The sequence below is a fragment of the Ruegeria pomeroyi DSS-3 genome (assembly GCF_000011965.2).
GTDB classification, from domain to species: Bacteria; Pseudomonadota; Alphaproteobacteria; order Rhodobacterales; family Rhodobacteraceae; genus Ruegeria_B; species Ruegeria_B pomeroyi.
Window position 1 is genome coordinate 3,005,048 of sequence record NC_003911.12, and the last position, 19,402, is coordinate 3,024,449.

Consider the following 19,402-nt stretch of genomic DNA (forward strand, 5'->3'; position numbering starts at 1 on the left):
TGACCGTTTTCCCGACGGCAAGGCTTGCAATTTTCCAAAACTCTGTTTCGATACAACCCGTAACCGTTCCGGGGGGAGCCTGGTTCATTCGCGTAACGCGAATGGATAAGGAATTGACTTTCAAATGCTTACCCACCGGACGGCAACACCCAAGACCGCGGTCAACCGCGGGAAAATCACGACACATCCGTGTCCAACAAGGAGTGTAGTATGAAACTCAAGACCCTTTTGATGGGTGCAATCGCCAGCGCGGCCCTTGCCCCGGCAGCTTTTGCCGAACGTGGCTCGGACGGCAATGTCAGCATCATCTACTGGCAGGCGCCCTCGATCCTGAACCCGTTCCTGTCGGGCGGTACAAAGGATGTTGAATCCGCATCGCTGGTCATCGAACCGCTTGCGCGCTACGACGAAAACGGTGGCATGGTGCCCTTCCTGGCAACGGAAATCCCCACCGTCGAGAATGGCGGCGTCAGCGCCGATCTGACCTCGATCACCTGGAAGATCGCGCCCGGCATCAAGTGGTCGGACGGCAGCGCCTTTACCGCCCATGACGTGAAATTCACCGCCGATTACTGCATGCATCCCGAAGGCGGCTGCGCGCAGCTCACCAAGTTCGAGGGCGTGACCTCGGTCGAGGCGCTCGACGACATGACCGTCAAGGTCACCTTCGACAAGCCGACCCCGTTCCCCTATGGCCCCTTCGTGGGTGGCGAAAGCCCGATCATCCAGAAAGCCCAATTCGAGAACTGCATGGGCGCCAAGGCCCCCGAATGCACCACCGAGAACTTTGGCCCGATCGGCACCGGCCCGTTTGTCGTCACCGAGTTCAAGCCGAACGACGTGATCACCATGAAGGCCAACGACAACTATCGTGATCCGGCCAAACCGGCCTTTGCCACGCTGACCTTCAAGGGCGGCGGCGATGCCACCGCGGCCGGTCGTGCCGTGATGGAAACCGGCGAGTTCGACTATGCCTGGAACCTGCAGCTGGCCCCCGAAGTGATCCAGCAGATGCAGGCGGGCGGCAAGGGCACCCCGGTCGCAGGCTTCGGCCCGCTGGTCGAGCGTATCATGCTGAACCAGACCAACCCCTCGCCCGCGCTGCCCGAAGGCGAGCGTTCGACCGCCAAGCATCCGCATCCGTTCCTGCAGGATCCGGCTGTCTACAAGGCGATGTCGATGGCCATCGACCGGCCGCTGCTGGTCGAGATCGGCTATGGCCAGGCCGGCAAGGTCACCTGCAACTGGGTCCCGGCACCTGCGGCCGTGAACTCGGACACCTTCACCTGCGACACTCAGGACATCGAAGGCGCCAAGAAGCTGCTGGATGATGCCGGCATCGTCGACACCAATGGCGACGGCGTGCGTGAAAAGGACGGCGTGCCGCTGAAAGTGGTCTACCAGACCTCGACCAACGCCGTGCGTCAGGACTTCCAGGCTCTGATCAAGGAGTGGTGGGCAGAGATCGGTATCGAATCCGAGCTGCGCAACATCAACGCATCGGTGTTCTTCGGTGGTGACCCGGGCTCGCCCGACACCTTCCAGAAGTTCTATGCCGACGTGGAAATGTATGCCAACACCTTCAACGGCACCGACCCGCAGTCCTATCTGGCCAACGGCCTGTGCGACAAGGCGCCCAAGCCCGAAAGCCAGTGGCAGGGTGAGAACATCAGCCGCTTCTGCAACGAAGAGTATGATGCGCTGCATGCCGAGCTGACCAAGACCGCCGGTGCCGAGGCGCGCGCGGAGATTGCCAAGCGCCTGAACGACATCATGGTCGAAAACGGCGGCATGATCCCGCTTGTGCACCGTGGCCGTCTGTCGGCCCACTCCAACACGCTGGGCGGTGTTGTCCTGAACGTGTGGGACAGCGAGCTGTGGAACGCAGCCGACTGGTACCGCATCAAGTAACGCCATAATCGAACAGCCGCGTCCCGATCGACGATCGGGGCGCGGCGACTTGGCATCCGTCCCAACAAAAAGACTCGTAAACAAAGGCGCACCCGAATGCTGACCTTCACCATCCGCCGTCTGGTCCTGGCCGTCCCGACGCTTTTGTTCATCAGTCTTGTGATATTCCTGCTGCTGGAACTTGCCCCCGGCGACCCGATGGCACAGGTGCCGCTGACCGTGCCGCCCGAGGTCAAGGAAAAGATGCGCGAGGCGCTGGGCCTGGGGCAGCCGATGCACATCCGGTTCTGGAAATGGATCGTGCAGTTCTTCTGGATCGAACCGCAGGTGCTGATCGACCACTACTTCGGCACCGCCTTTTCCGAGGGCAAGCTGCGGGTGATCTCGTGGCAGACCCGCTCGCCGGTGATGGATATCGTGGTCCAGCGTATCCCGCAGACCCTGTGGGTGGTCGGCACCGCCTATCTGGTCGCCATCATCATTGCCCTGCCCATCGGCATCTATTCCGCCTATCGGCAATACAGCTGGTTCGACCAGCTCGGCACCTTTGTTTCGATGGTCGGTTTCTCGGTGCCGCCCTTCTTCTCGGGCGTGCTGGTGATCGTGATCTTCTCGGTCCAGCTGGGCTGGTTCCCGTCGATCTATGACACCACCCATGTGGTCAACAGTTGGGACAGTTTCGTCTACCAGCTCAAACAGATGATCATGCCGGTGATGGTGCTGGCCTTGCAGATCACCGCACAGCTTTCCCGCTTCATGCGCGCCTCGATGCTGGACAACCTGAACCAGGACTATGTCCGAACCGCCCGCGCCAAGGGGCTCAGCGAATATGTCGTGGTCATGGTCCATGTGCTGCGGAACTCGATGATCCCGGTGGTGACCGTGATCGCGCTGGGCATCCCGTCGATCTTTGGCGGCGCCATCATCACCGAGCAGGTGTTCAAGGTGAACGGCATCGGCCAGCTTCTGATCGGCGCGCTGCAGGCCAATGACCTGCCGATGGTGCAGACCCTGACCTTTATCTTTGCCGTGCTGATCGTTCTCTTCAACCTGATCGCCGACGTTCTTTACGGCATCCTTGACCCCCGGATCCGCTATGACTGAGTTGAGCCAACCCCAACCCACCAATCCGCCGCGCAGCCAGTGGTTGGATGTGTGGGACCAGTTCCGCCAGCACAGGGGCGCCATGATGGGGGCGACCCTGTTCTTCCTGATCGTCGCGGCAGTCTATCTGGGCCCCTACCTCTGGGATCTCGACCCAACCAAGACCGCGATCCGCGAGCGCAACCAGGGCCCCAGCCTGGCCCATCCCTTTGGCACCGACCAGTTGGGCCGGGATCTGCTGGCCCGGATGATGGCGGGCGGCGCGACCTCGGTTTCGGTGGGGATCACCGCGATGCTGCTGTCGCTGTTCCTCGGCTCTTTCGTCGGGGTGCTGGCGGGCTTCTTCCGCAAGCTCGACGGGCCGCTGATGCGGCTGACCGACCTGTTCCTTGCCCTGCCCCTGTTGCCGCTGCTGCTGGTGATGATGCTCTTGTTCCGCGAGCCGCTGAACGCCGCCTTCGGCCTGGAACGGGGGATATTCATCCTGATCGTCTCCGCCATCGGCATCACCTCGTGGATGCCCACGGCGCGGATCGTGCGCGGCGACGTGCTGGCCCTGAAAGAGCGCGAGTTCGTGCTGGCGGCCCGCTCGATCGGGACCACGAACACACGGCTGATCACCCGGCATATCCTGCCCAACGTGCTGTCACCGATCATGGTCTCGGCAACGCTGGGCATCGCCACCGCGATCATCACCGAAAGCGCGCTCAGCTTCCTTGGCCTTGGCTTTCCGCCCGACTTTCCGACCTGGGGGCGGTTGTTGTTCGACGGCGTCGACTATCTGCAACAATTCCCCGAGCGGGTGATCTGGCCCGGGCTGGCGATCTCGCTGACCGTGCTCAGCGTCAACTATCTGGGCGATGGTCTGCGCGACGCGCTCGACCCGCGCATCCGGGGCCGCTGAGGTCAAATAAGAACGAAACAGGGGCCGCCCCATGCCCGGGCGGCCCCTTTGTTTTGCCCGGCCCATGCGGGCAGAACAGGGTCGCGGCAATTTCGGGCAAAGCGGAATACCCTCCCACGCGAGAACAGCTGTACACATTCAGATACACTTGATTGTCGGATCAGACGGCTGCATTTGGGAAAATATTCTCAATTCTCCGTGAGGCCGCCATGTTCGAGTCCCTTGGTTTCGAAGAGACCACCGCAAAAGAGATCAGCGTTCTTCTGGGCCTGTCGCTTGGCGTTCTGTTCGGCCTTCTGGCCGAGCGGACGCGGTTCTGTTTCCGTCGCGCCGTAGTAGGCGAGGACGCGCGTCAGGCCGCCGGTGTCTGGTTCACCGCGCTCGCCGTGGCGATCCTGGGCACTCAAGCATCGGTGGCGTCCGGGCTGATCGGCTTTGCCGATCACCGGCTCCTGAGCTCGGACCTGCCGGTGCTGGCGGTGGTGCTGGGCGGGCTGATGTTTGGCGCCGGCATGGTGCTGACGCGCGGCTGCATCTCGCGCCTGACCGTGCTGGGCGGCACCGGCAACTTGCGGGCGCTGACAGTGCTGCTGGTCTTTGCCGTCGTGGCCCATGCGATGCTCAAGGGCGTACTGGCACCGCTGCGCACCAGCCTTGGCGCGGTGACCGTCGATCTGGGCGAGACCGTATCGCTGGCCGCCCTGCCCGGCGGCGCAGCACTCTGGACCGCCCTGCTGGCCCTCGCCTCGCTGCTGATCGCAGCGCGCTCGGGCAATCGGGCGCTCCCCTTGCTGGGCGCCGCCCTGATCGGCCTTCTGGTGCCGCTGGGCTGGGTCGGCACCGGCTATGTCCTGTTTGACGAATTCGACCCGATCACGATGGAAAGCCTCTCCTTCACCGCCCCCGCCGCCGATACGCTGTTCTACACCATCGCCTCGACCTCGATCGCACCGGGCTTCGGCACCGGACTGGTGGGCGGCGTGCTGCTGGGCGCGCTGGCGGCGGCGCTGCTGTTTGGCAGCTTCCGCTGGCAGAGCTTCGACAGCCCGCGCCAGACCGGCCGCTATCTGGCCGGCGCGACCCTGATGGGCATGGGCGGTGTGCTGGCGGGCGGCTGCACCCTGGGCGCCGGGCTGGCGGGCATTCCCACGCTCAGCCTTGCCGCGCTGCTAGCGCTGACCGCCATCGCGCTGGGCGCCCGCCTGACCGATGCGGCGCTTAATGCAGCTTCTTCCGGATCCGCCGGATACCCAGCCACACCAGGCCAACAACCGGCAGAGTGACCAGCGCGATCAGGGCCTTCTTGTCGACCCCGTACCACTCTGACAGTGGCAACAGGAAGGCCGATACCAGCGAGACCGCATAATAGCTGACCGCAACCACCGACAGGCCCTCGACCGTGTGTTGCAGGCGCAAAGCCAGGTCGGCGCGGCGGTCCATGCTTTCCAGCAGCGCCTGGTTTTGGGCGCTGCGTTCCACATCAACCCGGGTGCGCAGCAGGTCACCGGCGCGGATCGCCCGGTCCGACAGCCGCTTGAGGCGCCTCTCGGTGGATTTCACCGTCCGCATCGCCGGTTCGTAACGACGCAGCATGAAATCGGCGAAGGTCTGGCGCCCGCCGAACCGCTCTTCCCGCAGCGAGGCGATACGCTGGTTCACGATGGCCTCGTAGGCGCCGGTGGCACCCAGCCGGAACTCGGACCGCGCGGCCATGGTCTCGAGCTCGGCAGAGGTTGACAGAAGCTGCGGCAACAGGTCCTCGGCGGGGTGCCCCCCATCGGTCATCTTCACCATCAGCCCGGTCAGGCCCGAGTCCAGCTCACCCAGCTTGGGCCCCAGCGCCTTGACCCGGGCAAAACCCAGCATCGACATCGCCTTGTAGGTCTCGATCTCGCACAGGCGCTGGATGATACGGCCGATCCGGCGCTCGCCCGTATCCGGGGCCACGAAGACGGCAAATCGCATATGCCCCGCCGGGTCGATGCGGAAATCGCCTGCGGCCACCGCCGCCCGGTCCAGCACATGCGCCACCGCCAGGCTTTCGGGCACGAACCAGTCGGCCAGAGCGGCGACGATATCGGCCTCGGGCAACTGCTCCTCGACCCTGAGCAGGGCCGAGGTCACCCGCTGGCCTGGCGCGGCGGCCAGCCAGTCGGGCGGAAAGACCTCGAAATCGGCCGGGTTGAACGGGCGGTCGCTGACACCGGTGGCGAAGGCGGTATAGGTCACGAACTCTGTATGGCTTTCCCATTTCAACCAATGCCGCCCGATCTGGCCCGCGTAATGGGTCGCGCCCGGCTGCGGATGCGGCGCGCCGTGCCGGTCGAGCAGGTCGATCAGATGCGCCCGATCCGCCTTGCGGTCGCGCCCCACCGCCGCATCCGGCTGCTTGACCGCCAGATAGGCCACCGTGCAGGGCGCGCGCGAAATGGGAAAGGGCCGCGCGTGCAGCTCGTTGGCCAGCGCAAAGCGCAAGGGATGGTCCTGAATGGGCGTCATGGGGCTCTCCGGTATCGGCGCACTATACGCGACCGAAGAGACACCGTAAATATTTATTTATTTCAGTTAGTTACTGGATACATTCGCATACATCCCTCCCGAAATCGCGATGTTTGTCGAAAAGTTGGACCAGCCATGAAAAAGGGGCGCCACCTGGGCGCCCCTCTACCTGAGTTCTCGGCCTGATCAATCGATCATCGGCAGAAGCTTGTCCAGCGACTGCTTGGCGTCGCCATAGAACATGCGCGTGTTCTCTTTGTAGAACAGCGGATTCTCGATGCCCGAATAGCCGGTGCCCTGCCCGCGTTTGGAGACAAACACCTGTTTCGCCTTCCAGCATTCCAGCACCGGCATACCGGCGATGGGGCTGTTGGGGTCTTCCTGCGCGGCCGGGTTCACGATGTCATTCGAACCGATCACGATGGCCACATCGGTATCGGGGAAGTCCTCGTTGATCTCGTCCATCTCCAGCACGATGTCATAGGGCACCTTGGCCTCGGCCAGCAGCACGTTCATGTGCCCGGGCAGACGGCCTGCCACCGGGTGGATGGCGAAACGGACGTTCTTGCCCTTGGCGCGCAGCTTGCGGGTCAGTTCGCTGACCGATTGCTGCGCCTGCGCCACCGCCATGCCATAGCCGGGGATGATGACGACACTGTCGGCATCGTTCAGCGCGGCGGCCACGCCCTCGGCGTCGATGGCGATCTGTTCGCCCTCGACCTCCATCGCCGGGCCCGTGGTGCCGCCAAAGCCGCCCAGGATCACCGAGATGAACGACCGGTTCATCGCCTTGCACATGATGTAGGACAGGATCGCACCGCTTGAGCCCACCAGCGCGCCGACCACGATCAACAGGTCGTTTCCGAGGCTGAAGCCGATGGCCGCCGCCGCCCAGCCCGAATAGCTGTTCAGCATCGACACCACCACCGGCATGTCCGCGCCGCCGATGCCCATGATCAGGTGATAGCCGATGAAGAAGGCCGCCAGCGTCATGATCAGCAGGGGCAGGAACCCACCCGAGTTGAAGTACCAGATCAGGCAGATCAGCGATAGCGCCGCCGCACCGGCGTTCAGCATATGACCGCCCGGCAGCTTGGTCGCGGCCGAGGTGACCTTGCCCGCCAGCTTGCCATAGGCGACCACCGAACCGGTAAAGGTCACCGCCCCGATGAAGATGCCCAGGAACAGCTCGACCCGCAGAATGTTCTGCTCGACCGGGCTCTTGTGCGCCAGAAGCGCGGCAAAGCCCTCCAGCCCGTGACGGGCCTCTTCGGTCATCGACAGGACATTGCCCAGCTCGAAATGCGCATTGAAGCCGACAAAGACGGCAGCCAGACCGACGAGGCTGTGCATCGCCGCGACCAGCTGCGGCATCTCGGTCATCTGCACGCGCTTGGCGACATAGGTACCGATGATGCCGCCCGCCGCGATCAGGATCAGCGACAGCAGCCACAGGCCCGAACCGGGGCCGATGAGCGTGGCGAAAACCGCCAGCGCCATGCCCGCAATGCCGTACCAAACGGCGCGCTTGGCGCTTTCCTGGCCCGACAGGCCACCCAGTGAAAGGATGAAAAGAACAGCCGCAACGACATAGGCGGCAGTGGTGAATCCGAATTCCATTGCCCGCTACTCCTTACGATTTCTGGAACATGGCGAGCATGCGCCGGGTGACGAGGAAGCCGCCGAAGATGTTGATCCCGGCCATGAAGACCGACAGGCCGGCCAGCAGGATCACAAGGAACGACCCCGACCCGATCTGCATCAGCGCGCCCAGGATGATGATCGACGAAATGGCGTTGGTCACGGCCATCAGCGGCGTGTGCAGCGAATGCGAGACGTTCCAGATCACCTGGAAGCCCACGAACACCGCCAGCACAAACACGATGAAGTGCTGCATGAAGCTCGCCGGGGCCACCAGACCCACCAGCAGCAGCAACAGGCCGCCCACGGTCAGCAGCGTCACCTGGTTCTTGGTCTGCGCCTTGAAGGCCGCAACCTCTTGCGCGCGCTTCTCCTCGGGGGTCAGCTCTTTCGGCTTCTCCTTGGACTTGGCCGCAATCGCCTGAACCTTTGGCGGTGGCGGCGGGAAGGTGATGTCACCCTCAAACGTCACCGTGGCGCCCCGGATCACGTCGTCTTCCATGTTGTGGTTGATCTGGCCGTCCTTTTCCGGGGTCAGGTCAGTCATCATGTGACGGATGTTGGTGGCATAAAGGGTCGAGGCCTGCGCCGCCATCCGGCTGGGGAAGTCGGTGTAACCGATGATGGTGACGCCGTTTTCGGTGACGATCTTCTCGTCCTTGACGGTCAGCTTGCAGTTGCCGCCCTTTTCAGCCGCCAGGTCCACGATGACCGAGCCGGGCTTCATCGCCGCGACCATGTCCTCGGTCCACAGCTCCGGTGCCTCGCGGTTGGGGATCAGCGCGGTGGTGATGACGATGTCCATCTCGGGCGCCAGTTCGCGGAACTTGGCCAGCTGGGCCGCAGCGAATTCCGGGGACGAGACCGAGGCATAGCCGCCGGTGGCGGCGCCATCCTGCTGCTCTTCCTCGAAATCGAGATAGACGAACTCGGCGCCCATCGACTCGACCTGCTCGGCCACTTCGGGCCGCACGTCGAACGCATAGGTGATCGCACCCAGCGAGGTCGAGGTCCCGATGGCGGCCAGACCGGCCACACCGGCGCCCACGATCAGCACCTTGGCAGGGGGCACTTTGCCCGCCGCCGTCACCTGACCGGTGAAGAAACGGCCAAAGTTGTTGCCCGCCTCGATCACCGCGCGGTAGCCCGCGATATTGGCCATCGAGGACAGCGCGTCCATCTTCTGGGCGCGCGAAATACGTGGCACCATTTCCATGGCGATCACATTGGCGCCCTTGGACTTGGCCGCCGCCATCCCGTCTTCGTTCCCGGCCGGGTTGAAGAACGAGATCAGCGTCTTGCCCTTGCTCAGCCGCTTCAGCTCGGTGGCGTCGGGCTGGCGCACCTTGGCAACGATATCGACCTCTTTCCACAGCGCCGCTGCGGTCTTGATGATCTCGACGCCCGCCGCCTCATAAAGCGCATCCGAGAAGCCCGCGGCCGCACCGGCCCCGCTCTCGATCGCGCAGTCATAGCCCAGCTTCTGCAGTTGCACAGCAGAATCCGGCGTCATCGCGACGCGGTTCTCGCCCTCGAAAATTTCCTTTGGTGTGCCTATTTTCACCAGTCAGGTCCCCCTATTCGGCCCGGAAATCGGACGCGCCACAGTTAGGTTTGCAAAGCAAAGATGTATCTTGCGCAATTTTATTTCGCAAGCGCAGCATGCGCGACGTTGGGTCCGAACCTGTCATGTCCTAAATCCAGCGCCGCGTTTTTTGTGTGTATCGGGCGAAATCCGCCCGGAATTGCCGTCGGAGGCGGTTCTCCTCAGGCACGATGAAGCGTTTTTCCAGCAGCCAGACAAAGACCGGCACCAGAACCAGCGAGAGAACCGCGTCCAGATGCAGAATCACACCGGCCAGAAACAGCACATCGCCCAGATAGATCGGATTGCGGCTGCGCTTGTAGATGCCGCTCTGCACCATGGCAGCGGGGTCGCGGTGCGGAATGATCGTGGTGTGGTGGCGGCGCAATTCGACCACCGCCAGCAGCATCAGCAGCACCCCGCCCCCGATCAGCAGACCGGCGATCAGGTCGGAGAGCCCGCCGTCCAGCGACAGGCCAAAAGAGAAGTAACGCTGTTGGGACCAGGCCACGGCAATGAAAGCCGCCAGCCATACCGGCGGCAGGTCAACGCGATGCATGGCCGTTCCTTTCCGGGCATCCACCCGAATATCCCCAAGCGCTCATGGCGCACCTCTAACCGGTTGCGACGGGATTTGCAAAAAAACCGACCAGCCTGCGACAATTAGGGAGGCCACGGCGGCGCAGCAGCCACAATTCGGGCGGGTGTTCCGGTTTTCGGACAGGATCGGAACGGGCGTTCCCGGGATTACTCCCATTCCATCTCGGCAAAGACGCGGCCGGCGTTCTTGGTGGCCAGTTCCTCGAATGTGTCCAGATTGCGCCAACGCTCCTGATCCACGTAATAGGCGCCCGCCAGATCGCCACCCTCTTCGATATGGGCGCCGATCTTCTCGCGCAGGTCGACAAGATAGTCATAGGTATAGCGCCGCACCTGATCCAGATTGGTCGGATGGCCATGGCCCGGGATCACATAGGTGGGGGCCAGCGGCTCCATCCTGGTTTCCCAGGTTTCCAGCCAGCAGCTGGTGCAGGTATGTTCAAAGATCGGCAGCATCCGCTCGTGAAAGGCGATATCGCCCGCGATCAGGATCTTCCATTCCGGGATCCAGACCTGGATATCGCCCGGATCATGCGCCGGACCCATATGCATCACCTCGATCGACACGCCGCCGAGCGTCAGGTCATAGCGGTCTTCGAAGGTCACATTGGCATGTTCCACCCGCGTGCCCTCGGCCCGGTCGCGGTTGTAGCGCTCCATCCCCATCAGGATGAAATCGCCGTTCTGGGTGGTTTCCTCGACCGCATCCACATGGGCGAGAACATCGACCCCCAGATCGCGCCAATAGCTGTTGCCCAGCATGGCATGGCCCTGCCCGTTCTCGTTGATGACCAGAACCACGGGCTGGTCGGTGACCTGCTTGATCTCGTCATGCAAGGCAGCGGCCAGCCGGGCCGAGGCGCCGGCATTGATCACCACCACGCCCTCATCCGTCACGATGAAGGACAGGTTGTTGTTATGTCCCGCATTTTCATAGGTCGGCGGCGCGGTGGCACCGATGGCCGAGAAGACATGCGGGATCACCTCCACCGGTTTGGAGTAGAGCTCGGACTGTGGATACTGGTCGGCGATATCCTCGCTGGCGGCCGCCGCAGCGGCGGTGAGTATCAGCGTCGTGGCCAGAAATCGTGTCATGTCACTCTCCTCCCAATGAATCATTCATATGTTTGCATAGGACGGAACGGAACGATACGGAACCCCTTGTCACAGGGTGGCGCGCCGATAGGCTGATCCGGCGAACAGGGAGGACCCGCAATGCATCTGAACGGCAAACATGCGCTGGTGACCGGTGGCGGCACCGGCATCGGTCTGGCGATTGCGCAGGCACTGGCCGCCGAGGGCGCCCAGGTCACCATCACCGGACGCCGGGCCGAGGTGCTGGAGCAGGTGGCAACCGAAGGGCTGCATCCGATGGCGATGGATGTGCGCCACGAAGAGGAGGTTGTCACCGGCGTCGCGCGCGCGGTCGAGGCGCGCGGCCCGATCCAGATCTGTGTTGCCAACGCCGGGATCGCCGTCGGCAAGACCCTGCAAAAGACCGACATGGCATTCTGGCGCGATATCATGGCAACCAATCTCGATGGCGCGTTCCTGACCATCCGCGAAAGCCTGCGCTCGATGCTGGAAACCGACTGGGGCCGGGTGATCACCGTCGCCTCGATTGCCGGGCTGCGCGGCGCGCCCGGTGCGGGCGCATATGCGGCCTCCAAGCACGGCATGATCGGGCTGACCCGGACCTATTCCGAGGAGTTCATGGGAACCCCCTACACGTTCAACGCGCTTTGCCCCGGATATGTGGACACGCCGATCGTCGAACGCAATACCGCCTCGATCTCGCAGCGCACCGGGATGGCGGCCGATGACGCCCTGCAACTGATGGTGAACCAGAACCGGCACAAGCGGCTGATCGCCCCCGAAGAGGTGGCCGCCGCCGCCCTGTGGCTGGTGCGACCGGGTTCGCAGAGCATCAACGGCCAGTGCATCGAGATCGCCGGCGGTCAGACCTGAGCCGGTATCGCATTTTGGCGCGGGCGGTTGTGAAATTGGAATACCGCCCGCGCAGATCATTCTAACCGCTTGTTTTCAAAAACATCCCCCAGACGCAGGGCGGAACCGCCCCGCGCCCTTCCCCCCTTGCGCATGGGTTCATTCCCCAACAAAAGCTGGACAGACCGGGCGGCGATGCGTATCCCTGCCCTAGATGCTTTAGGCTTAAAATATCCATGCGAGGACTCATGACCGACTTTGCCGCCACCAAGGCCATGTTCGACCTGCCCCAGGGGGTGCTCTATCTCGATGGCAACTCGCTGGGGCCGCTGCCGCGCGCCGCGGCGGCACGGGTCCAGCAGGCGGTGACCGACGAATGGGGCCAATTGCTGATCACCGGTTGGAACAAGGCCGGATGGATGGCGCAGCCCAGCGAGCTGGGCGACCGCATCGGCCGGCTGATCGGCGCCGAGCCGGGCCATGTGGTCACCGGCGACACCCTGTCGATCAAGGTCTATCAGGCGGTTGCCTCGGCGCTGGAGCTGACCCCGGGCCGCAAGGTGGTGCTGTCGGACAACGGCAACTTCCCCACCGACCTCTACATGGTCGAGGGGCTGCTGCGCTCGATGGGGCCGGACTATGAGCTGCGCGTGGTCGCCCCCGAAGCGGTCGAGGCGGCGATCACCGACGAAATCGCAGTGCTGATGCTGACCGAGGTCGATTACCGAACCGGGCGCAAACATGACATGGCGGCGCTGACCGCGCGCGCCCATGCGGCAGGCGCGTTGACGGTCTGGGATCTGGCCCATTCCGCCGGTGCGCTTCCGGTCGATCTGGCCGGATGCGACGCCGATTTCGCGGTCGGCTGCACCTATAAATACCTCAACGGCGGCCCCGGCGCGCCTGCCTTCATCTATGTCGCCCCCCGCCATGCGGACCAGGTGCGCCCGGCGCTGTCGGGCTGGCTGGGCCATCAGGCGCCGTTTGCCTTTGACCTCGACTATCGCCCCGGCGCCGGGATCGAGCGGATGCGGGTCGGCACCCCGCCGGTGATCCAGATGGCGGCGCTGTCGGCGGCGTTGGATGTCTGGGACATGGCCGACATGGCCGACGTGCGCGCCAAATCCATTGAACTGACCGAGTTGTTCATCGCCGGGGTCGAGGCCGCCTGCCCCGATCTGGAGCTGGCCAGCCCGCGCGACCCCGCCCAGCGCGGCAGTCAGGTCTCGTTCCGCTTTGCCGAAGGCTATGCCGCCATGCAGGCGCTGATCGCGCGCGGGGTGATCGGCGATTTCCGCGCCCCCGACATCATGCGGTTCGGCTTTACCCCGCTGTTCATCGACGCAGGTGATGTAAAGGCCGCCGTGGCGATCATCGCCGATGTGATGCAGAACCGGCTGTGGGACAACCCGGAATACAAGACCCGCGCCCGGGTAACCTGAGCGCGGATTACCCGCGCATCAGCCCGGCGCCCAGGATCTGCGCCAGCTGCGCGGTGCGGGCCTTGTAGGTCTCGAAATCCGGGGCGGTCATCTTGACCCCTTTCAGGGCGGCGGCAATGGTCGCCGCCACCTCTTCGACATCGCCATGCAGCGCGACGCGACGCGCCGCTGCCTCGCGCGTCAGCCAGGCGGCATAGAGCGCGCGCAGCCCCGCCTCTCCTGCATCAACGATATCGGGCGCGGTCGAGCTGCCGGCATCCAGCAACTCCACCCCATGTGGCGAATCGAGCAGCGCAACTACCGTCTGACCATGGGCAATAAAGGCACGTTCCAGCACCTCGGGCACCGACCCGCCCGCGCCCAGCGCGCCCTGCACCGCCTCGGCGGTCAGGTCATAACAATACTGCACCACCGCGCGAAAGATCGCCTCTTTGTTCTTGTAACACAGATAGACCGCCGGCCGTGACATGCGGGCGCCACGCGCTATGTCGTCCATCGAGGTCTTGCGGAACCCATAGGCGGCAAAGGCCTGCCAGGCGGAGTCGAGGATCGCCTTTTGCCTTGGATCGAAATCTGCGTCTTTCATGTCCGATCCCTGACAGTTTTTCCGGATTTTGTCAATTGACACCCTGACATATTTCACTCACTTTGTCAGAAACCTTGTTGGCAATCCGCCAAGCCACCGCGACAGCAAAGCGAGGACCACCATGGCCACTTCCCTGACCGTCAACGGAGAAACGCATCGGGTCGACCTGCCCGACGATGTCCCGCTCTTGTGGGTGCTGCGCGACGAGATCGGGCTGACCGGTACCAAGTTCGGCTGCGGTGTCGCCGCCTGCGGCGCCTGCACCGTGCATATCGACGGCGAGGCGGTGCGCAGCTGCCAGGTCGCGCTGGGTGATGTCTGGGGTCAGGTTACCACCATCGAAGGCACCGGCACGCCCGAGGCGCTGTCGGTGCTGCAACAGGCCTGGGTCGACCATCAGGTGGCCCAATGCGGCTATTGCCAATCGGGCCAGATCATGCAGGCCGCCGCGCTGCTGGCAGAGAACCCCGCCCCCAGCGACACCGAGATCGACGAAGCGATGCAGGGCAACCTGTGCCGCTGCGGCACCTATCCCCGCATCCGCGCCGCCATCCACGGCGCCGCTGCCAAGCTGAAGGAGGTCTGACCCATGGCCCGTCTTGGCAAGATTGTCCGCCGTACCTTTCTGATCGGCTCCGCCGCCATCGTCGGCGGAGTGGCCTTTGGCGCCTATTACGTCTCGCGCCCCGCCCCCAATCCGCTGAAGCCCGGCCCGGGCGAGGCCGCGCTCAACCCCTTTGTGCTGATCGACCAGCAGGGCGTGACCCTGTTTGCCCCGCGTGCCGAGATGGGTCAGGGCGTGATGACCACCTGGGCCGCGCTGATCGCCGAGGAGCTGGACGTGATCCCCGAGCAGGTGCGCGTGCTGCATGGCCCGGCGGCAGCGGCCTATTACAACAGCGCCCTGCTGGGCGACGCCCTGCCCGGCAAGGGTTATGATACCTCGAATTTCCAGCACAGCCTGGGCGAGGCGCTGGGGGTGATCGGCAGAACGCTCAGCCTGCAGGTCACCGGCGGTTCGACCTCGATGAAAGACGGGTTCGTGCGAATGCGCGAGGCTGGCGCCAGCGCCCGCGAGACCCTGAAGCAGGCCGCCGCCAACCGGCTGGGCGTGGCGCGCGATACCCTGCGGACCGAGGCGGGCGCGGTAATCGCTGCCGATGGCAGCCGCATTCCCTATCCCGACCTGGCCGAGGACGCGGCCAAGCTGGACCCGGTCGAGGCGCCGCTGCGCGACCCGTCGGAATGGCGCTATCTGGGTCGCACCCTGCCCCGGCTCGACATGGTGGCCAAATCCACCGGCACCGCCGAATTCGGGGTCGATGTGCGCCTGCCGGGGATGAAATTCGCCAGCGTGCGGATGAACCCCAATCTGGGCGGCGGCATGAAGGGGTTTGACGACAGCGCCGCGCGTGCCATGCCCGGGGTCGAAAAGGTGGTCGATCTGGGCGGTGGCGTTGCGGTCATCGCCTCCAACACCTGGCTCGCGATGCAGGCGGTCGAGGCGATCGCGGTCGAATGGGAGACCGCGCCCTATCCGCCCGAGACCGACGCGATCTTTGCGCAGATCGCCCGCGCCTTTGACGACAGCCCCAACTCGACCATGCGCGACGACGGCGATGTCACCACCCTGCCCGAGGGCGCCACGGTGATCGAGGCCGAGTACAGCGCCCCCTATCTGGCCCATGCCACGATGGAGCCGATGAACGGCACCGCGCTTTATACCGGCGACCGGCTGGAATTCTGGGGCGGCAACCAGGCGCCGACCTTCATGCAGATGAAGATCGCCGAGGCCGCGGGCCTCGATACCGAGGCGGTCGAGGTGCACACCACCTATCTGGGCGGAGGCTATGGCCGCCGGGCCGAATTCGATTTCGGCGTGATTGCCACCCGGGTGGCGATGGCCCTGCCCGGCGTTCCGGTGCAGACCACCTGGAGCCGCGAAGAAGACATGCGCCATGATTTCTACCGCCCCGGCGCGCTGGCCCGGATGCGCGGCGCGGTCAAGGACGGCAAGGCGGTGATGATCGATGGCCGGCTGGCCACGCAATCGCCCTCGCGCCAGGCGATGACACGGGTCACCGGCATGCCCGGCGCCGGCCCTGACAAGGTGCTGGTCGAAGGCTTCTTCAACCAGCCCTATGCGGTGCCCAATTACCGGATCAGCGGTCATATCGCCGATCTGGCCATTCCGGTCGGTTTCTGGCGCTCGGTCGGGAACAGCCATAACGGCTTTTTCCACGAGACCTTTGTCGACGAGATGGCCCATGCCGCCGGGCGCGACCCGCTGGAGTTCCGGCTGGAGCTGATGCGCGCCGAACACGCCCCCTCGGCCGGGTGTCTCGAGGCGGTGCGCGAGATGTCGGGATGGACCGGCAAGACGCCCGAGGGCGTCGGGCGCGGCGTTGCCTTTACCTATAGTTTCGGCACCTCGGTGGCACAGGTCATCGAAGTGGTGGACGAAGGCGGCACGATCCGCATCGCGCGCGCCTGGATCGCCTGCGACATCGGTCTGGTCCTCGATCCCGAAACGGTCAAGGCGCAGATGTTCGGCGGCATGGTCTATGGCCTGTCGGCGGCGGCCCATGGCAGGATCACCTTTGCCGGTGGCGCTGTGGAACAGGGCAATTTCCCCGATTATGACGCATTGCGCATGCACAGCGCGCCACAGGTCGAGGTTCGCGTTTTGGAAACAAACCGCCATATGGGTGGCGCGGGCGAACCCGGCACCCCGCCCGCGATGCCCGCCCTGGGCAATGCCTTGTTCGACCTGACCGGAAAACGCGTGCGCAGCATGCCTTTTGCCGAGCATTTCAACCTGTTGGTCTGAGCTGAAACCCGGTCCGCATCCTGCTGGATAAGGATCGGGTTCACCACATTTTTACCTCAATTTGTTTCCAGATCAGACAAAATCCGACCCCGGATTTGCCATGTCACCCCACTATTCCTGACTTTGGCAGCAAGAATTCCGGTTCTGCCGCCCCAAAAAAGCAAGGAATAGGCGGTCTTGTGCCGCGATTGAGGTGAACCCATGCCCAGCGGCTATCTCGTCACGCTTGGTGCCGATCAGGACCTGTCGCTTGCCGCCAGTATCGGCGGCTCGCTGGTCAGTTTCACCACCGCACAATCGCTGGGCGCGGGGCAATGGTCCTGGACCGGCGACTATGCCGGCACCCCCTATTACAACGAGCTTGAACCGGGTCAGTATTATCTGGCCACCAATGGCAATGTCTATTTCGTGCCCGATCTGGGGCCGGTCACCAACCTGACCGAGGGGAGCGCGACCGCCGCCCCCTTCTATTCGCCCGAGAACAAGGTGCAGGGCACCAACGGCGCCGACAACATGGACAGCGGGTTTGTCGATCGCAACGGCAACTCCATCGACAGCGGCGATGGCTCGGACCCGGATGGCAACAATGACGAGGTCTACGGCCTTGGCGGCAACGACACCATCCAGTCGGGCCTGGGCGCCGATACGGTCTATGGCGGGTCGGGCGGCGACCTGATCGACGGCGGAGACGGCGACGATGTGCTTTTCGGTGACGGCCCCACGCCCACGACCGAGGCGCTGAACTGGTTCGCCGAAGGGGCCGATGGCACCAACCTGTCGGCTGGGTTCACCCAGACCACCGGCCAGATGGACGTGTCGGTCTCGTTCACCAATACCGGCAACAACAACCCTCTCTTTCAGGTCGAAACCACCGACCAGATCTATGTGAACGGCGGCGAGGATTTCAACAATCACTCCTCGCTCTATCTGTTCGGCAATGGCGATGGCGCCACCTCGACCACCACGATCGACTTTGCAGCCAACGCAAATTACGACGTCCAGAACGAGGTCGAGGATGTGGTGTTCCGCATCAACGATGTCGACTGGGCATCGGGCAACCACCGCGACATCATCACGGTCAACGCCTTTGACGCCGATGGCAACCCGGTCGCGGTCACCCTGACCCCCACCCCCACCGGCACCGGCGTCGACACCGTTTCGGGCAACACGATCACCGCGGGCAGCCTGAGTGACAGTCCCGATAGCGCCACAGGATCGGTGCTGGTCGAGGTGGCGGGCCCGGTGCAGTCGATCGAGATCATCTATTCCAACGCGCTGTCGGGCACTCAGGCGATCTGGGTCAGCGACATCTATTTCACCCCTATCGCGGCCCCGGGTGGCAATGACACCATCGACGGCGGTCAGGGCAATGACACCCTTGCGGGTCAGGCGGGCGACGACCTGCTCGACGGTGGTCAGGGCGCGGATCAGGTGCTGGGCGGGGCTGGCAACGACACCGTTGCCGCGGCTCAGGGTGATACGATCGACGGGGGCGACGGAGACGACCTTTTTGTCCTTTCCGATCTGGGTGAAATCGGCAGCGGCACCATCAGCATCGTCGGTGGCGAAGGTGACGAGACCGATGGCGATACGCTCGACCTCAACGGGATCGCCGACCGCAACACGCTGAACCTGACCAGCAACGTGCCCGGCGAGCTGGCCGGTACCGTCGAACTGACCGATGGCACCCTGGTCAGCTTCTCGAACATCGAGAACATCATCTGTTTCACCCCCGGCACGCTGATCGCCACCGCCCATGGCCCGCGCGCCATCGAGACGCTGCGCCCGGGCGATCTGATCGTGACCCGCGACCACGGGCTGCAACCGCTGCGCTGGGTCGGCAGCCGCACGGTGGCGGCGACGGGCAACCATGCCCCGATCCGTCTGGACCCGACCCTGCTGCAAGGCGCCAGCGCGCCCCTGTTGGTCTCGCCCCAGCACCGCATGTTGTGGAGCGGATCGCGGGCGCAGATGTATTTCGGCGAGAGCGAGGTACTGGTGGCCGCGACCCATCTGCTGGGCAGCCCCGCCGCCCGCCGGGTAGAGGGCGGCTTGGTCACCTACATGCACCTGATGCTGGACCGGCACGAGGTGATCTATGCCAACGATGCCGCAACCGAGAGCTTCTTTCCCGGCGACGAGGGGCTGGGCGCGCTCAGCGACCGGGCCCGTCAGGAAGTTTTTGACCTGTTCCCCGAATTGCGCAGCCATGCGGGCGCCTTTGGCGATACCGCGCGGCTCTGCCTCAAGGCGCATGAGGCACGCATCCTCGCGGCGTAGACGAGGCAGCGGTCAAGCCCACTCATACGGCACCAAAGGCCTGTCGCATCCGAAGGACTGAGGCGACCTTGGC

General features: G+C 64.2%; 15 protein-coding genes. 9 read left to right on the plus strand and 6 right to left on the minus strand.

The annotated features are described in order from the left end of the window. Window positions 1-210: 210 nt before the first annotated feature. From SPO_RS14295 to SPO_RS14310, 4 genes are all read left to right on the plus strand, one after another. Complete coding sequence (locus SPO_RS14295; protein ID WP_044028564.1) at window positions 211-1,911, plus strand: peptide ABC transporter substrate-binding protein; 1,701 nt, start codon at window positions 211-213, stop codon at window positions 1,909-1,911. 96 nt (window positions 1,912-2,007) lie between these two features. Continuing rightward, window positions 2,008-3,015, plus strand: a complete 1,008-nt coding sequence (locus tag SPO_RS14300; protein WP_011048515.1) for an ABC transporter permease — start codon at window positions 2,008-2,010, stop codon at window positions 3,013-3,015. Then, window positions 3,008-3,919, plus strand: coding sequence for an ABC transporter permease (locus SPO_RS14305; RefSeq protein WP_030003238.1), 912 nt, complete (start codon window positions 3,008-3,010; stop codon window positions 3,917-3,919). The genes SPO_RS14300 and SPO_RS14305 overlap by 8 nt, the downstream gene beginning before the upstream one ends. 209 nt (window positions 3,920-4,128) lie before the next feature. Then, window positions 4,129-5,202, plus strand: a complete 1,074-nt coding sequence (locus SPO_RS14310) for a YeeE/YedE family protein (protein WP_011048517.1) — start codon at window positions 4,129-4,131, stop codon at window positions 5,200-5,202. Here the strand turns inward: SPO_RS14310 and SPO_RS14315 are convergent. From SPO_RS14315 to SPO_RS14335, 5 genes are all read right to left on the minus strand, one after another. Then, window positions 5,138-6,418: a DUF3422 family protein gene (locus SPO_RS14315; RefSeq protein WP_011048518.1), complete on the minus strand. Its 1,281-nt coding sequence runs from the start codon at window positions 6,416-6,418 to the stop codon at window positions 5,138-5,140. The genes SPO_RS14310 and SPO_RS14315 overlap by 65 nt on opposite strands. A 186-nt stretch (window positions 6,419-6,604) precedes the next feature. Beyond that, window positions 6,605-8,038: an NAD(P)(+) transhydrogenase (Re/Si-specific) subunit beta gene (locus SPO_RS14320; protein ID WP_011048519.1), complete on the minus strand. Its 1,434-nt coding sequence runs from the start codon at window positions 8,036-8,038 to the stop codon at window positions 6,605-6,607. A 13-nt stretch (window positions 8,039-8,051) separates the two neighbouring features. Next, a complete protein-coding gene (locus SPO_RS14325) occupies window positions 8,052-9,623 on the minus strand; it encodes a Re/Si-specific NAD(P)(+) transhydrogenase subunit alpha (protein ID WP_011048520.1) in 1,572 nt (523 codons plus the stop codon). Window positions 9,624-9,753: 130 nt separating this feature from the next. Beyond that, a complete protein-coding gene (locus tag SPO_RS14330; protein ID WP_011048521.1) occupies window positions 9,754-10,203 on the minus strand; it encodes a methyltransferase family protein in 450 nt (149 codons plus the stop codon). 188 nt (window positions 10,204-10,391) lie between these two features. After that, on the minus strand, window positions 10,392-11,339 hold the full coding sequence (locus SPO_RS14335; RefSeq protein ID WP_011048522.1) for an MBL fold metallo-hydrolase: 948 nt from the start codon (window positions 11,337-11,339) through the stop codon (window positions 10,392-10,394). Between the two features lie 120 nt (window positions 11,340-11,459). Here SPO_RS14335 and SPO_RS14340 point away from each other — a divergent pair, with 120 nt between their 5' ends. Beyond that, entirely contained in the window at window positions 11,460-12,212 is a 753-nt protein-coding gene (locus SPO_RS14340; RefSeq protein ID WP_011048523.1) for an SDR family NAD(P)-dependent oxidoreductase, read from the plus strand. Between the two features lie 227 nt (window positions 12,213-12,439). Then, entirely contained in the window at window positions 12,440-13,633 is a 1,194-nt protein-coding gene (gene kynU / locus SPO_RS14345) for a kynureninase (protein ID WP_044028567.1), read from the plus strand. Window positions 13,634-13,640: 7 nt separating this feature from the next. Here kynU and SPO_RS14350 read toward each other — a convergent pair whose 3' ends face one another. Beyond that, window positions 13,641-14,219, minus strand: a complete 579-nt coding sequence (locus tag SPO_RS14350) for a TetR/AcrR family transcriptional regulator (RefSeq protein ID WP_011048525.1) — start codon at window positions 14,217-14,219, stop codon at window positions 13,641-13,643. Between the two features lie 121 nt (window positions 14,220-14,340). On the opposite strand from SPO_RS14350, the gene SPO_RS14355 reads away from it, so the two are divergent. From SPO_RS14355 to SPO_RS14365, 3 genes are all read left to right on the plus strand, one after another. Further along, a complete protein-coding gene (locus SPO_RS14355) occupies window positions 14,341-14,805 on the plus strand; it encodes a (2Fe-2S)-binding protein (RefSeq protein WP_011048526.1) in 465 nt (154 codons plus the stop codon). Window positions 14,806-14,808: 3 nt separating this feature from the next. Further along, on the plus strand, window positions 14,809-17,049 hold the full coding sequence (locus SPO_RS14360; protein ID WP_011048527.1) for a xanthine dehydrogenase family protein molybdopterin-binding subunit: 2,241 nt from the start codon (window positions 14,809-14,811) through the stop codon (window positions 17,047-17,049). Window positions 17,050-17,250: 201 nt separating this feature from the next. Beyond that, the gene (locus SPO_RS14365; RefSeq protein ID WP_011048528.1) at window positions 17,251-19,329 is read left to right on the plus strand and encodes a Hint domain-containing protein; all 2,079 of its coding nucleotides are present in this window, start codon (window positions 17,251-17,253) and stop codon (window positions 19,327-19,329) included. The last annotated feature ends 73 nt before the right edge of the window (window positions 19,330-19,402 follow it).